This window comes from Pseudomonas sp. DCA-1, assembly GCF_046523955.1.
GTDB classification, from domain to species: domain Bacteria; phylum Pseudomonadota; class Gammaproteobacteria; order Pseudomonadales; family Pseudomonadaceae; genus Aquipseudomonas; species Aquipseudomonas putida_Y.
In genome coordinates, this window is record NZ_CP169881.1 from 554,866 (window position 1) to 570,000 (window position 15,135).

The following is a 15,135-nucleotide window of genomic DNA, read 5'->3' on the forward strand; positions in this document are numbered from 1 at the left end:
CAGGTGCGAGGGCCGAAGCCAACGCACCTGTTTTGCATGGCGTGTATCAGAGCGCCAGGATGGCCTGGGCCAACTGTGTATCGCTAGCTTGCAGGTCGGGCATGCTCGAGCGGATGTGAACAAAAGCGCTTTCAAGTCGGGCGCCGCGGATAGTGCCCTGAGTGCCGACGAAGCTGGCTGCGTCATCGCGGGCGGCCTGGACGATCTTGTCGTCGCGGAACGAAGAGCTCAGGTCGGAAGTGGCGTCGGTGGAGGCGGCAACGGCACGTACTACCGTATCGGTGGTGACAACGAAGCTGGTGGCGTTGGCAGTGCCGGCCAGGCCAAGCAACAGCGCGGCGCCAAGCAAGTGTTTGCGGGACATGGTCGTGGACTCCTGGGTAGGTCAGGTTGGTTCTGCTGTATCGGACGTTTGCAGGGCTCGTTACGTTACGTTTTCAATAATTGGTTCTAGCAGACGGCTAGGCCAAGCGTACCACGCGGTGCTGCATGGAGATGATGACGGATGATGAACCGGAGAACTGTTAAGGCCAATATTAAGTTTTGTAAAACTGTACTGGTCGAATCATAAGTACTCTACAACGGTGCGTCTTTCGGGCATTAAAAAACCCGCTGCAGTCACCTGCAACGGGTTTGAGGAATTCACGGTGCCGGCCAAAGCCGGCAAGCCGGGAGCTTAGCGCCAGAAAGGCTTGCTCAGCTCTTCGTAACGCTGCGACTCGCTGATACCGGCGTCTGCAAGCAGGCGGGAGTCCAGGCGAGCCAGTTGACGACGGCTGGTCATGCGACGCTGCCACAGCAGCAGGGTCGACAATGCACGCAGTGGCATCGAGGCGTTGGATTGTTGGGCGTTGCTTTCAAAAACCAGACCGGAACTGAGGGTACGTTCCATGATGCTTCATCCTTCCGCTTATGGCGGGATTAGGTAGTGATTTAACTGATGCCAATGATCCTCCTCTGTCGTCCATAACAGTAGATACAGTTCGGTTGAAAGACGATGGCTCAGTTAACTGTGTAACCCTACTGTTGCACTCGAAATAGGCGTAACTGTACTGGTCCGCACTTATTTGGTGCATTCTTATTCGAGAAATGGGATTTGTCAGTCGAGAAGGTCTGAAAACACCAGTACAGTAGTACAGATTGTGTTGTTGATAGCGGAAAAGGTGTATTGATAGAAGGGTTTGACTGTTATGGTCCATACGAGAGCTTGCCCGCTCCCACAGGGAAAGTGCTGCCCTTGAGGGTTGCACATCACCTGTGGGAGCGGGCAAGCCGCGAAGAGGCCGGAACAGCGGAGGCAGGGCCGCCGTTCCGTACCACATCTGGATCAGCTTGCCAGCATGCGCCCGGTTTCTTCCAGGTTTTCGTGCCAGCTCAGGGCCTCACGCAGGATGTGCGGGGTATGCCCGCCACGCTGGCAGGCGCGGTCGAAATAGTCGTTCAGCGCAGCGCGGTAGTCTGGATGCACGCAGTTGTCGATGATCGCCCGCGCCCGTTCGCGCGGCGCCAGGCCACGCAGGTCCGCCAGGCCCTGCTCGGTGACCAGGATATCCACGTCGTGCTCGGTATGGTCGACATGGCTGACCATTGGCACCACGCTGGAAATCGCCCCGCCTTTGGCAATCGACTTGGTGACGAAGACCGCCAGGTGAGCGTTTCGGGCGAAGTCGCCGGAGCCACCGATGCCGTTCATCATCCTGGTGCCGCAGACGTGGGTGGAGTTGACGTTGCCGTAGATATCGAACTCCAGTGCGGTGTTGATACCGATGATGCCCAGGCGACGTACCACTTCCGGGTGGTTGGAGATTTCCTGCGGGCGTAGCACCAGCTTGTCCTTGTAGCGTTCCAGGTTGCCGAACACATCGGCATTGCGGCGCGTCGACAGGGTGATCGAGCTGCCCGAGGCGAAACTCAGCTTGCCGGCGTCGATCAGGTCGAAGGTGGAGTCCTGCAGCACTTCAGAGTACATGGTCAGGTTTTCGAACGGCGACTCGATCAGGCCGCACATCACCGCATTGGCAATGCTGCCAATGCCGGCTTGCAGCGGGCCGAGCTTGTTGGTCATGCGGCCGGCATCCACTTCCTTCTTGAGGAAGTTGATCAGGTGGTCGGCGATGCCCTGGGTTTCATCATCTGGCGGCAGCACAGTGGACGGCGAGTCTGGCTGATCGCTGATGACGATACCGACGATTTTGGCCGGGTCGATCGGGATGGCGGTGCTGCCGATTCGGTCGTCGACCTTGACCAGCGGGATTGGTGTGCGGGTCGGGCGGTAGGTTGGGATATAGATGTCGTGCAGGCCTTCGAGGTTGGTGTTGTGCGAGAGGTTGATCTCCACAATCACCTGCTTGGCGAAGATCGCGAAGCTGGCCGAATTGCCCACCGAAGTGGTTGGCACGATGTGGCCTTGCTCGGTGATGGCCACGGCTTCGATGACCGCGATGTCCGGCAGCTTCAGCTGCTGGTTGCGCAGTTGCTCGACGGTTTCCGACAGGTGCTGGTCGATGAACATCACCTGGCCGTCATTGATAGCCTTGCGCAGGGTGCTGTCGACCTGGAATGGCATGCGGCGGGCCAGTACACCGGCCTCGGTCAGTTGTTTGTCCAGGTCATTGCCCAGGCTGGCGCCGGTCATCAGGCTGATTTTCAGAGGCGATTGCTTGGCACGTTCGGCCAGTGCATGCGGTACGGCCTTGGCCTCGCCGGCGCGGGTGAAACCGCTCATGCCGACAGTCATGCCGTCCTCGATCAGACCAGCGGCATCAGCCGCACTCATTACCTTGCTGTGCAGGGAGGACAAGCGGATACGATCACGGTACATGGATTGTTATCTCGGGCTACTGAAACTACTGCAGCGCAGTCTAGAGATTTCGCCCATTGCCGTCCCACGACCATGGTCGTATGAGAAGCCTTGTATTTGAGCCGTTGATCCGGATCAACAAAAGAAAAGCCCCGGCAGATTCTGTCCGGGGCTTCCTTTATATCAGCTGGTTTGTAGCGGCTGTTGTCACTCCACCGCCTTGACCATGTCCTCGATGACCTTCTTGGCGTCACCGAACACCATCATGGTCTTGTCCAGATAGAACAGTTCGTTGTCCAGGCCGGCATAGCCGCTGGCCATCGAGCGTTTGTTGACGATGATGGTCTTGGCCTTGAACGCTTCGAGGATCGGCATACCGGCGATTGGCGACTTGGGATCGTTCTTCGCCGCCGGGTTGACCACGTCGTTGGCGCCCAGCACCAGCACCACGTCGGCCTGGCCGAACTCGGCGTTGATGTCTTCCATCTCGAATACTTGATCGTACGGCACTTCAGCCTCGGCCAGCAGTACGTTCATGTGCCCGGGCATACGGCCCGCCACCGGGTGAATCGCATACTTCACGGTCACGCCGTTGTGGGTCAGCTTCTCGGTCAGCTCTTTCAGCGCGTGCTGGGCACGGGCCACCGCCAGGCCGTAGCCTGGAACGATGATCACGCTGTCGGCATTGCTGAGCAGGAAGGTGGCGTCGTCAGCCGAGCCGGACTTCACCGGCCGCTGCTCTTGCGAACCTTGCGCCGCGCCACTGTCGGTATCGCCACCAAAACCGCCAAGGATGACGTTGAAGAACGAACGGTTCATCGCCTTGCACATGATGTACGAGAGGATGGCACCGGACGAACCTACCAGGGAACCGGCGATGATCAGCATCGAGTTGTTCAGCGAGAAGCCGATACCGGCCGCTGCCCAGCCCGAGTAGCTGTTGAGCATCGACACCACCACTGGCATGTCGGCGCCGCCGATCGGAATAATGATCAGCACACCCATGATGAAGGCCAGGACCAGCATCAGAGTGAAGGCACTGTAGTGGCCAGTGAAAGTGAACAGAAGGCCGAGGGCGATTGTGGTCAGGCCAAGGATCAGGTTGAGTTTATGCTGGCCAGCGAACTGTACCGGTGCGCCCTGGAACAGGCGGAACTTGTACTTGCCCGACAGCTTGCCAAACGCGATCACCGAACCGGAGAAGGTAATGGCACCGATGGCGGCGCCGAGGAACAGTTCCAGGCGGTTACCGGTAGGGATCGGGTCGCTGATGGCAGCCACAATGCCCATCGACTGCGGCTCCAGTACGGCGGCAATGGCGATGAATACCGCGGCCAGGCCGATCATGCTGTGCATGAAGGCGACCAGTTCGGGCATCTTGGTCATCTCGACGCGCTTGGCCATGATCGAACCGGCGGTGCCGCCGACCAGCAGGCCGACGATGACATAGCCGATACCGGCAGTGGCAAGTTCAGCCCCGAGTTTGTAGATAAGGCCAACCGTAGTGAGGATGGCGAGCCCCATGCCGATCATGCCGAACAGATTGCCGCGCCGCGAGGTGGTCGGGTGCGACAGGCCTTTGAGCGCCTGGATGAAGCACACCGAGGCGACGAGGTAGAGGAGCGTTACCAGATTCATGCTCATGCTTACTTCTTCGCCTCGTTCTTGGTTTTCTTCTTGAACATCTCAAGCATGCGGCGGGTGACCAGGAAGCCACCGAACACGTTGACTGCGGCAAGGGCCACGGCCAGGGTGCCCATCAGCTTGCCGGCCGGGGTCACGGTCAGGGCCGCGGCCAGCATGGCGCCGACGATGACGATTGCCGAGATGGCATTGGTGACCGCCATCAGTGGGGTGTGCAACGCCGGGGTGACGTTCCACACCACGTGGTAGCCCACATAGATGGCCAGCACGAAAATGATCAGGTTATAGATGCCGTGGGAAATCAGCATGTCTTCCATTGTCGTGCTCCTTAGCCGTTCTTGCGGACGACCTGACCATCACGGCACATCAGGCAGGCCGCGACGATGTCGTCTTCGAGGTTGATGATCAGCGCGCCGTCCTTGTCGAACAGCAGCTTCATGAAGTCCAGCAGGTTGCGTGCATACAGTGCCGAGGCATCGGCACCCACCTGGGCCGGCAGGTTGGTAGGGCCGACGATGGTCACGCCGTTCTCCTGCACCACTTGGTCTGCGACGGTCAGCGGGCAGTTGCCGCCTTGCGCGGCAGCCAGGTCGATGACCACCGAGCCAGGCTTCATCTGCGCCACGGTTTCGGCGCTTAGCAGGGTCGGCGCCTTGCGCCCAGGGATCAGCGCGGTGGTGATGACGATATCGGACTGCTTGGCGCGCTCGTGCACGGCCTGGGCCTGGCGCTGCATCCAACTGGCCGGCATTGGTCGGGCATAGCCGCCAACGCCTTCGGCGCACTCTCGCTCCTCGTCGGTCTCGTAGGGTACGTCGATGAATTTTGCGCCCAGTGATTCGATCTGCTCTTTCACGGCCGGGCGAACGTCGGATGCTTCGATTACTGCACCCAGGCGCTTGGCTGTGGCGATGGCCTGCAAGCCGGCAACGCCGGCACCCAGGACCAGCACGCGTGCCGCCTTAACGGTACCGGCAGCGGTCATCAGCATTGGCATGAAGCGTGGGTAGTGATGGGCTGCCAGCAACACGGCCTTGTAACCGGCGATGTTGGCCTGTGATGACAGCACGTCCAGGCTCTGCGCCCGCGAGGTGCGCGGCGCGGCTTCCAGGGCGAAGGCGGTAATACCGCGTTCGGCCATCTTGCCGATCAGTTCACCGTTGAAGGGGTTGAGCATGCCCACCAGAAGGCTGCCGCTGTTGATCAGCGCCAGTTCCTGGTCGTTGGGGGCGACCACCTTGAGTACCAATTGGGCGCCGTAGGCATCGGCAGCGCTCCCAATGGAAGCACCCACGGCTTCATAGGCACTGTCCGGAATGGCGGCGTTGAGCCCTGCCCCCCGTTGAACGGTGACCTGATGGCCCTGGCCAATCAGTTTCTTGATGGTTTCGGGGGTCGCAGCGACCCTTGTCTCACCGGTCTGCGTCTCGAGAGGAACACCAATGTGCACGACTATTTCTCCTGCGGTGACCTTTTGTCTTTGTAGAAGCCAGCACACTTCGGATGGTGCGCTGGGGCGGCAGTGGAGCGCCAACCCGCCGGATCCCGGGCGGGGCGAAGCATTTTGCAGACGAACCCAGAGGCCTTCAACCGGTTCTGGAGCGAAACGAAGTCAAAACTACAAGTCACCCTGTGACCGCTTGTCGCAGTAATAGGGCTGCAGCCCGTCAAACATGGGCCATTGGCAGATTAGGAGAAAAAATCAAAAAAAAAGCGGCCAATTCGCTTACGACTAGTTGGATGTCGCAAAATAGCCCGCGAAGCCGCGTAGTTAGCACGGTTAGAGGGTATTTTTGTGCTTGCGTTACAGTTTGCAAATATGCGACATATACATATATCTGTAGGTGTTTAAAATAATTGACTACAGGGTCAGCTTGTCCCTGTTCTGTTTATGTATGCCTGAGCCTGGCTTACCAGCCAGTCGCGAAAGGCGCGTAGCGACGCCGACTCCACCTTGCGCTCTGGAATCATCAGATAGTAGGCCTTGTCGCTACTCAGGGCATGCCTGTTAGCGACCACCAGCCTACCCTCCTCCAACTCCCGCTGGATCAGGAACGGTGGTATCAGGGCAATGCCCATGTCGTGCATGGCCGCCTGGGCGAGCATCGAGAATAGTTCATAGCGCGGGCCTGTCATGTCGCGCTCCACATGCATGCCCACACTGCCGAACCATTGTCGCCAGGCATACGGGCGTGTGCTCTGCTGCAGCAATGGTAGCTGCGCGATGTGGCGTGCCTCGAGCATGCCTTGGTCGTTCAGCAGCGTCGGGCTGCACACAGGTACCGGGTTTTCACCCATCAGTTGGTGCGATTGGGTGCCTGACCAGTCTGCATCACCAAAATAGATGGCGGCATCGAAGGCCGTGTCGGCAAACAGGAATGGCCGGGTGCGGTTGGTAAGGTTGACCGTGACCTCCGGATGGCGCTGCTGGAAGTCCTTGAGTCGTGGTAGCAGCCATTGAGTGCCAAACGTCGGTACTACCGCCAGCTCGATCACATTGGCGCCTTGCTGGCGCATCACCGACAAGGTATCGCGCTCAACAGCGTCCAGTTGGGCCGCCACCTGGCGACTGTAGGACAGGCCGGCTTCGGTCAGCCTCACGCCGCGGCGCGAGCGACGGAACAGTTCCACATTAAGGAAGGCTTCCAGGCCACCGATCTGCCGACAGACGGCACCCTGGGTTAGCGCGAGTTCCTGGGCAGCCTTGGTAAAGCTCTCGTTGCGGGCTGCCGCCTCGAAGCAAATCAGGGCGGTGGTACTGGGGATCTTGCGGCGCATGTACGTCAACCTCACTTGTAAGGCTGTCAATAAGGCGTTTTGCCGATTTACGGAGTGACAAAATATCACTAATCGGTGCGCAATCCTCGTTTGTCCCGGCAGCCGATCAGGCCTAGGCTCAAAGGCACAAGAAACTGCCCCCTATTTCGAGGATTCGCTCATGGCCGGTAAAGCAAGCTTCAACTGGATCGACCCGCTGCTGCTGGATCAGCAGCTCTCTGAAGAAGAGCGCATGGTGCGTGACAGCGCTTATCAGTTCGCCCAGGACAAGCTGGCGCCGCGTGTGCTCGAGGCCTTCCGCCATGAGCGGACCGACCCGGCGATCTTTCGCGAGATGGGTGAAGTCGGCCTGTTGGGTGCAACCATCCCCGAGCAATACGGTGGCAGCGGCCTGAACTATGTGTGCTACGGCCTTATTGCTCGCGAAGTGGAACGTATCGACTCGGGCTACCGCTCGATGATGAGTGTGCAGTCGTCGCTGGTGATGGTGCCGATCAACGAGTTTGGCACCGAAGCTCAAAAGCAGAAGTACCTCCCCAAGCTGGCCAGTGGCGAGTGGATCGGTTGCTTCGGTTTGACCGAGCCTAACCATGGCTCCGATCCTGGCTCGATGATTACCCGGGCGAGAAAGGTCGACGGTGGCTACCGGCTGACCGGCAGCAAGATGTGGATCACCAACAGTCCCATCGCCGATGTGTTCGTGGTGTGGGCCAAGGATGATGCGGGCGATATCCGTGGCTTCGTACTGGAAAAAGGCTGGCAAGGCCTCAGTGCCCCGGCAATTCATGGCAAGGTTGGCCTGCGCGCGTCGATCACTGGTGAAATCGTCATGGACAATGTGTTCGTGCCAGAAGAGAACATCTTCCCGGACGTGCGTGGCCTCAAGGGACCGTTCACCTGCCTGAATTCGGCTCGCTATGGTATTTCGTGGGGTGCGCTGGGGGCCGCTGAAGCCTGCTGGCACACCGCCCGCCAATACACCCTGGATCGTCAGCAGTTTGGTCGTCCATTGGCCGCCAACCAGTTGATACAGAAGAAGCTGGCCGACATGCAGACCGAAATCACCCTGGCGCTGCAGGGGTGCTTGCGTCTGGGGCGCATGAAGGATGAAGGGACGGCTGCGGTGGAAATCACCTCCATCATGAAGCGCAATTCCTGCGGCAAGGCGCTGGATATCGCCCGTATGGCGCGTGACATGCTGGGCGGCAACGGCATCTCCGACGAATTTGGTGTGGCTCGTCACCTGGTTAACCTGGAGGTGGTCAACACCTATGAAGGTACCCATGACGTGCACGCACTTATCCTGGGGCGTGCGCAGACCGGTATCCAAGCGTTCTATTAATAAGGAGCAAACCATGGGCGCGCTATCACATCTGCGGGTGCTAGACCTTTCGCGCGTGTTGGCCGGCCCGTGGTCTGGCCAGATTCTGGCTGACCTTGGTGCCGACGTGATCAAGGTCGAGCGCCCAGGCAGTGGCGACGATACCCGCTCATGGGGGCCGCCATTCCTCAAGGATGTTGAAGGTGAGGACACCAGCGAGGCGGCCTATTACCTGTCGGCCAACCGCAACAAGCGCTCAGTGACCATCGACTTTACCCAGCCGGAGGGGCAGCGCCTGGTGCGTGAGCTTGCGGCGAAGTGCGATATCGTCATAGAGAACTTCAAAGTGGGTGGGCTGGCTGCCTATGGTCTGGACTACCAGAGCCTCAAGGCGGTAAACCCGCAGCTTATCTATTGCTCCATTACCGGCTTCGGTCAGACTGGGCCATATGCCAAGCGCGCTGGCTATGACTTCATGATCCAGGGGTTGGGTGGGCTGATGAGCCTGACCGGTCGTCCGGAGGGCGAGGAAGGCGCGGGGCCGGTCAAGGTGGGTGTGGCGCTTACCGACATTCTGACCGGGTTGTATTCCACGGTCGCCATGCTGGCTGCCCTCGCCTACCGGGACCAGGCCGGGGTCGGCCAGCATATCGACATGGCATTGCTCGATGTGCAGGTGGCCTGTCTGGCGAACCAGGCGATGAACTACCTGACCACGGGCAGCCCTCCTCGTCGGCTGGGTAATGCGCATCCTAATATAGTCCCTTACCAGGACTTTCCGACGGCAGATGGCGATTTCATTCTTACCGTGGGCAATGACAGCCAGTTCCGCAAGTTCGCCGAAGTGGCCGGACAGCCGCAATGGGCGGAAGACCCTCGGTTCGTTACCAATAAGCTGCGGGTGGCCAACCGGGGCGAACTGATTCCATTGATTCGGCAGGCTACGGTGTTCAAAACCACGGCTGAGTGGGTGGCCCAGTTGGAGGCGGCAGGGGTGCCATGTGGACCTATCAATAACCTGGCGCAAATGTTCCAGGACCCCCAGGTGCTTGCACGCGGGTTGGCGGTGAGTATTCCCCATCCATTGGCGGGTAGTGCGCCGCAGGTTGCGAGCCCGATACGGTTGTCGGAAACGCCAGTAGAGTATCGCCGGGCGCCACCCTTGTTGGGCGAGCATACCGAAGCAGTGCTGGGGGAGGTGTTGGGGCTGGATGTCGGCGAGGTGCAGCGCCTTCGTGGTGCTGGTGTGCTCTAGATGAATAGCGGGGAGGCCGTCAGGCCTCCCCGCTTTGCTTTTCTGCGCAATCAAGGTTTCTTGAAATTAAAGGTTGACGCGCTTTCGAATCCCCTTATAATGCGCCCCACTTCCAGCGACATCGGAACGAAAAACTCCTTGATATTCAACGAGTTAAGTAGTTAAGGCAAAAACTGGAGGGGCTACGATCGAATGATCGAAAGCGGTTGAAAAGGTGGTTGACAGTGCTTCTAAGTGCTGTATGATTCGCCTCCCGCTACGAGAGATCGCAGCGAGCCAAGTGTTTGAAGCTAAACGAGTTTCTCGCAAAAAACTTCAAAATAAACGCTTGACAGGTTCTGAGGAAAGCGTAGAATGCGCGCCTCGGTTGAGACGAAAAGCTCTTAACCAAACGCTCTTTAACAAATCGAATCAAGCAATTCGTGTGGGTGCTTGTGAGTACGGACTGATAGTCAAAAAGATTATCAGCATCACAAGTGGCCATGCGAGAAATCACATAGTCATTTGAGATTGCTGAGCCAAGTTTAGGGTTTCTTAAAAACCCAAGCAGTATTGAACTGAAGAGTTTGATCATGGCTCAGATTGAACGCTGGCGGCAGGCCTAACACATGCAAGTCGAGCGGATGACGGGAGCTTGCTCCTTGATTCAGCGGCGGACGGGTGAGTAATGCCTAGGAATCTGCCTGGTAGTGGGGGACAACGTTTCGAAAGGAACGCTAATACCGCATACGTCCTACGGGAGAAAGCAGGGGACCTTCGGGCCTTGCGCTATCAGATGAGCCTAGGTCGGATTAGCTAGTTGGTGGGGTAATGGCTCACCAAGGCGACGATCCGTAACTGGTCTGAGAGGATGATCAGTCACACTGGAACTGAGACACGGTCCAGACTCCTACGGGAGGCAGCAGTGGGGAATATTGGACAATGGGCGAAAGCCTGATCCAGCCATGCCGCGTGTGTGAAGAAGGTCTTCGGATTGTAAAGCACTTTAAGTTGGGAGGAAGGGCAGTAAGTTAATACCTTGCTGTTTTGACGTTACCGACAGAATAAGCACCGGCTAACTCTGTGCCAGCAGCCGCGGTAATACAGAGGGTGCAAGCGTTAATCGGAATTACTGGGCGTAAAGCGCGCGTAGGTGGTTTGTTAAGTTGGATGTGAAAGCCCCGGGCTCAACCTGGGAACTGCATCCAAAACTGGCAAGCTAGAGTACGGTAGAGGGTGGTGGAATTTCCTGTGTAGCGGTGAAATGCGTAGATATAGGAAGGAACACCAGTGGCGAAGGCGACCACCTGGACTGATACTGACACTGAGGTGCGAAAGCGTGGGGAGCAAACAGGATTAGATACCCTGGTAGTCCACGCCGTAAACGATGTCAACTAGCCGTTGGAATCCTTGAGATTTTAGTGGCGCAGCTAACGCATTAAGTTGACCGCCTGGGGAGTACGGCCGCAAGGTTAAAACTCAAATGAATTGACGGGGGCCCGCACAAGCGGTGGAGCATGTGGTTTAATTCGAAGCAACGCGAAGAACCTTACCAGGCCTTGACATGCAGAGAACTTTCCAGAGATGGATTGGTGCCTTCGGGAACTCTGACACAGGTGCTGCATGGCTGTCGTCAGCTCGTGTCGTGAGATGTTGGGTTAAGTCCCGTAACGAGCGCAACCCTTGTCCTTAGTTACCAGCACGTAATGGTGGGCACTCTAAGGAGACTGCCGGTGACAAACCGGAGGAAGGTGGGGATGACGTCAAGTCATCATGGCCCTTACGGCCTGGGCTACACACGTGCTACAATGGTCGGTACAGAGGGTTGCCAAGCCGCGAGGTGGAGCTAATCTCACAAAACCGATCGTAGTCCGGATCGCAGTCTGCAACTCGACTGCGTGAAGTCGGAATCGCTAGTAATCGCGAATCAGAATGTCGCGGTGAATACGTTCCCGGGCCTTGTACACACCGCCCGTCACACCATGGGAGTGGGTTGCACCAGAAGTAGCTAGTCTAACCTTCGGGAGGACGGTTACCACGGTGTGATTCATGACTGGGGTGAAGTCGTAACAAGGTAGCCGTAGGGGAACCTGCGGCTGGATCACCTCCTTAATCGACGACATCAGCCTGCTGATGAGCTCCCACACGAATTGCTTGATTCATTGTCGAAGACGGTTTTTCCTGGTCAGAACCTGGAAATGAGCATTCGTATCGAATGTTGATTTCTGGCTTTTGTCAGATCGTTCTTTAAAAATTCGGATATGTGATAGATATAGACTGAGCACCAGTTTCACTGCTGGTGGATCAGGCTAAGGTAAAATTTGTGAGTTCTGCTCGAAAGAGCAACGTACGAATTTTCGGCGAATGTCGTCTTCACAGTATAACCAGATTGCTTGGGGTTATATGGTCAAGTGAAGAAGCGCATACGGTGGATGCCTTGGCAGTCAGAGGCGATGAAAGACGTGGTAGCCTGCGATAAGCTTTGGGGAGTCGGCAAACAGACTGTGATCCAGAGATCTCTGAATGGGGGAACCCACTCAGCATAAGCTGAGTATCTTGTACTGAATACATAGGTGCAAGAGGCGAACCAGGGGAACTGAAACATCTAAGTACCCTGAGGAAAAGAAATCAACCGAGATTCCCTTAGTAGTGGCGAGCGAACGGGGACCAGCCCTTAAGTTGATTTGAGATTAGTGGAACGCTCTGGAAAGTGCGGCCATAGTGGGTGATAGCCCCGTACACGAAAATCTCTTATCAATGAAATCGAGTAGGACGGAGCACGAGAAACTTTGTCTGAATATGGGGGGACCATCCTCCAAGGCTAAATACTACTGACTGACCGATAGTGAACCAGTACCGTGAGGGAAAGGCGAAAAGAACCCCGGAGAGGGGAGTGAAATAGAACCTGAAACCGTATGCGTACAAGCAGTGGGAGCCTACTTTGTTAGGTGACTGCGTACCTTTTGTATAATGGGTCAGCGACTTATATTCAGTGGCGAGCTTAACCGAATAGGGGAGGCGTAGCGAAAGCGAGTCTTAATAGGGCGTTTAGTCGCTGGGTATAGACCCGAAACCGGGCGATCTATCCATGGGCAGGTTGAAGGTTAGGTAACACTGACTGGAGGACCGAACCGACTACCGTTGAAAAGTTAGCGGATGACCTGTGGATCGGAGTGAAAGGCTAATCAAGCTCGGAGATAGCTGGTTCTCCTCGAAAGCTATTTAGGTAGCGCCTCATGTATCACTGTAGGGGGTAGAGCACTGTTTCGGCTAGGGGGTCATCCCGACTTACCAAACCGATGCAAACTCCGAATACCTACAAGTGCCGAGCATGGGAGACACACGGCGGGTGCTAACGTCCGTCGTGAAAAGGGAAACAACCCAGACCGTCAGCTAAGGTCCCAAAGTCATGGTTAAGTGGGAAACGATGTGGGAAGGCTTAGACAGCTAGGAGGTTGGCTTAGAAGCAGCCACCCTTTAAAGAAAGCGTAATAGCTCACTAGTCGAGTCGGCCTGCGCGGAAGATGTAACGGGGCTCAAACCATGCACCGAAGCTACGGGTATCATCTTACGATGATGCGGTAGAGGAGCGTTCTGTAAGCCTGTGAAGGTGAGTTGAGAAGCTTGCTGGAGGTATCAGAAGTGCGAATGCTGACATGAGTAACGACAATGCGAGTGAAAAACTCGCACGCCGAAAGACCAAGGTTTCCTGCGCAACGTTAATCGACGCAGGGTTAGTCGGTCCCTAAGGCGAGGCTGAAAAGCGTAGTCGATGGAAAACAGGTTAATATTCCTGTACTTCCAGTTATTGCGATGGAGGGACGGAGAAGGTTAGGCCAGCCTGGCGTTGGTTGTCCAGGTTTAAGGTGGTAGGCTGAAATCTTAGGCAAATCCGGGATTTCAAGGCCGAGAGCTGATGACGAGTTGCCTTTAGGCGACGAAGTGGTTGATACCATGCTTCCAAGAAAAGCTCCTAAGCTTCAGATAACTGGGAACCGTACCCCAAACCGACACAGGTGGTTAGGTAGAGAATACCAAGGCGCTTGAGAGAACTCGGGTGAAGGAACTAGGCAAAATGGCACCGTAACTTCGGGAGAAGGTGCGCCGGCGAGGGTGAAGGACTTGCTCCGTAAGCCCATGCCGGTCGAAGATACCAGGCCGCTGCGACTGTTTATTAAAAACACAGCACTCTGCAAACACGAAAGTGGACGTATAGGGTGTGACGCCTGCCCGGTGCCGGAAGGTTAATTGATGGGGTTAGCGCAAGCGAAGCTCTTGATCGAAGCCCCGGTAAACGGCGGCCGTAACTATAACGGTCCTAAGGTAGCGAAATTCCTTGTCGGGTAAGTTCCGACCTGCACGAATGGCGTAACGATGGCGGCGCTGTCTCCACCCGAGACTCAGTGAAATTGAAATCGCTGTGAAGATGCAGTGTATCCGCGGCTAGACGGAAAGACCCCGTGAACCTTTACTATAGCTTTGCACTGGACTTTGAATTTGCTTGTGTAGGATAGGTGGGAGGCTTTGAAGTGGGGACGCCAGTTCTCATGGAGCCATCCTTGAAATACCACCCTGGCAACTTTGAGGTTCTAACTCAGGTCCGTTATCCGGATCGAGGACAGTGTATGGTGGGTAGTTTGACTGGGGCGGTCTCCTCCCAAAGAGTAACGGAGGAGTACGAAGGTGCGCTCAGACCGGTCGGAAATCGGTCGTAGAGTATAAAGGCAAAAGCGCGCTTGACTGCGAGACAAACACGTCGAGCAGGTACGAAAGTAGGTCTTAGTGATCCGGTGGTTCTGTATGGAAGGGCCATCGCTCAACGGATAAAAGGTACTCCGGGGATAACAGGCTGATACCGCCCAAGAGTTCATATCGACGGCGGTGTTTGGCACCTCGATGTCGGCTCATCACATCCTGGGGCTGAAGCCGGTCCCAAGGGTATGGCTGTTCGCCATTTAAAGTGGTACGCGAGCTGGGTTTAGAACGTCGTGAGACAGTTCGGTCCCTATCTGCCGTGGACGTTTGAGATTTGAGAGGGGCTGCTCCTAGTACGAGAGGACCGGAGTGGACGAACCTCTGGTGTTCCGGTTGTCACGCCAGTGGCATTGCCGGGTAGCTATGTTCGGAAGAGATAACCGCTGAAAGCATCTAAGCGGGAAACTTGCCTCAAGATGAGATCTCACTGGGATCTTGAATCCCCTAAAGGGCCGTCGAAGACTACGACGTTGATAGGTTGGGTGTGTAAGCGCTGTGAGGCGTTGAGCTAACCAATACTAATTGCCCGTGAGGCTTGACCATATAACACCCAAGCAATTTGCTGACGCAGATTGCGGTGGTGAAGACGAAAGACCCGAAAAT

General features: G+C 56.6%; 9 protein-coding genes and 2 rRNA genes. 4 read left to right on the forward strand and 7 right to left on the reverse strand.

Annotated features, from left to right (window positions below):
• Positions 1 to 46 precede the first annotated feature (46 nt).
• From ACE4QZ_RS02850 to ACE4QZ_RS02880, 7 genes are all read right to left on the reverse strand, one after another.
• Positions 47 to 364, reverse strand: a complete 318-nt coding sequence (locus ACE4QZ_RS02850; protein ID WP_021784624.1) for a DUF2388 domain-containing protein — start codon at positions 362 to 364, stop codon at positions 47 to 49.
• Between the two features lie 312 nt (positions 365 to 676).
• Positions 677 to 892 carry a DUF1127 domain-containing protein gene (locus ACE4QZ_RS02855; protein ID WP_021784625.1) on the reverse strand — a complete coding sequence of 72 codons (216 nt, stop codon included), beginning with the start codon at positions 890 to 892 and terminating at the stop codon, positions 677 to 679.
• A gap of 435 nt (positions 893 to 1,327) precedes the next feature.
• Positions 1,328 to 2,821: an acetyl-CoA hydrolase/transferase family protein gene (locus ACE4QZ_RS02860; protein ID WP_021784626.1), complete on the reverse strand. Its 1,494-nt coding sequence runs from the start codon at positions 2,819 to 2,821 to the stop codon at positions 1,328 to 1,330.
• 186 nt (positions 2,822 to 3,007) lie between these two features.
• Positions 3,008 to 4,444, reverse strand: a complete 1,437-nt coding sequence (locus ACE4QZ_RS02865; protein WP_021784627.1) for an NAD(P)(+) transhydrogenase (Re/Si-specific) subunit beta — start codon at positions 4,442 to 4,444, stop codon at positions 3,008 to 3,010.
• Between the two features lie 2 nt (positions 4,445 to 4,446).
• Positions 4,447 to 4,761, reverse strand: a complete 315-nt coding sequence (locus tag ACE4QZ_RS02870) for an NAD(P) transhydrogenase subunit alpha (RefSeq protein WP_003252914.1) — start codon at positions 4,759 to 4,761, stop codon at positions 4,447 to 4,449.
• Positions 4,762 to 4,772: 11 nt separating this feature from the next.
• Positions 4,773 to 5,894, reverse strand: coding sequence for a Re/Si-specific NAD(P)(+) transhydrogenase subunit alpha (locus ACE4QZ_RS02875; protein WP_021784628.1), 1,122 nt, complete (start codon positions 5,892 to 5,894; stop codon positions 4,773 to 4,775).
• A 419-nt stretch (positions 5,895 to 6,313) separates the two neighbouring features.
• Positions 6,314 to 7,222: a LysR family transcriptional regulator gene (locus ACE4QZ_RS02880; RefSeq protein ID WP_021784629.1), complete on the reverse strand. Its 909-nt coding sequence runs from the start codon at positions 7,220 to 7,222 to the stop codon at positions 6,314 to 6,316.
• 160 nt (positions 7,223 to 7,382) lie between these two features.
• Between ACE4QZ_RS02880 and ACE4QZ_RS02885 the strand changes: the two genes are divergently transcribed.
• From ACE4QZ_RS02885 to ACE4QZ_RS02900, 4 genes are all read left to right on the forward strand, one after another.
• Positions 7,383 to 8,564, forward strand: coding sequence for an acyl-CoA dehydrogenase (locus ACE4QZ_RS02885; protein ID WP_021784630.1), 1,182 nt, complete (start codon positions 7,383 to 7,385; stop codon positions 8,562 to 8,564).
• 13 nt (positions 8,565 to 8,577) lie between these two features.
• The gene (locus ACE4QZ_RS02890) at positions 8,578 to 9,798 is read left to right on the forward strand and encodes a CaiB/BaiF CoA transferase family protein (protein WP_021784631.1); all 1,221 of its coding nucleotides are present in this window, start codon (positions 8,578 to 8,580) and stop codon (positions 9,796 to 9,798) included.
• Between the two features lie 554 nt (positions 9,799 to 10,352).
• Positions 10,353 to 11,889: ribosomal RNA gene (locus ACE4QZ_RS02895) — 16S ribosomal RNA — on the forward strand.
• Between the two features lie 293 nt (positions 11,890 to 12,182).
• Positions 12,183 to 15,075, forward strand: a 23S ribosomal RNA gene (locus ACE4QZ_RS02900).
• The 16S and 23S rRNA genes sit together here, the layout of an rRNA operon.
• Positions 15,076 to 15,135: the final 60 nt, after the last annotated feature.

Excerpts from the sequence above, each read along its gene's own strand:
- ACE4QZ_RS02855 (WP_021784625.1), bottom strand. The coding sequence starts at position 892 with ATGGAACGTACCCTCAGTTCCGGTCTGGTTTTTGAAAGCAACGCCCAA.
- ACE4QZ_RS02885 (WP_021784630.1), top strand. The coding sequence starts at position 7,383 with ATGGCCGGTAAAGCAAGCTTCAACTGGATCGACCCGCTGCTGCTGGAT.
- ACE4QZ_RS02860 (WP_021784626.1), bottom strand. The coding sequence starts at position 2,821 with ATGTACCGTGATCGTATCCGCTTGTCCTCCCTGCACAGCAAGGTAATG.
- ACE4QZ_RS02890 (WP_021784631.1), top strand. The coding sequence starts at position 8,578 with ATGGGCGCGCTATCACATCTGCGGGTGCTAGACCTTTCGCGCGTGTTG.
- ACE4QZ_RS02850 (WP_021784624.1), bottom strand. The coding sequence starts at position 364 with ATGTCCCGCAAACACTTGCTTGGCGCCGCGCTGTTGCTTGGCCTGGCC.
- ACE4QZ_RS02870 (WP_003252914.1), bottom strand. The coding sequence starts at position 4,761 with ATGGAAGACATGCTGATTTCCCACGGCATCTATAACCTGATCATTTTC.
- ACE4QZ_RS02865 (WP_021784627.1), bottom strand. The coding sequence starts at position 4,444 with ATGAGCATGAATCTGGTAACGCTCCTCTACCTCGTCGCCTCGGTGTGC.
- ACE4QZ_RS02880 (WP_021784629.1), bottom strand. The coding sequence starts at position 7,222 with ATGCGCCGCAAGATCCCCAGTACCACCGCCCTGATTTGCTTCGAGGCG.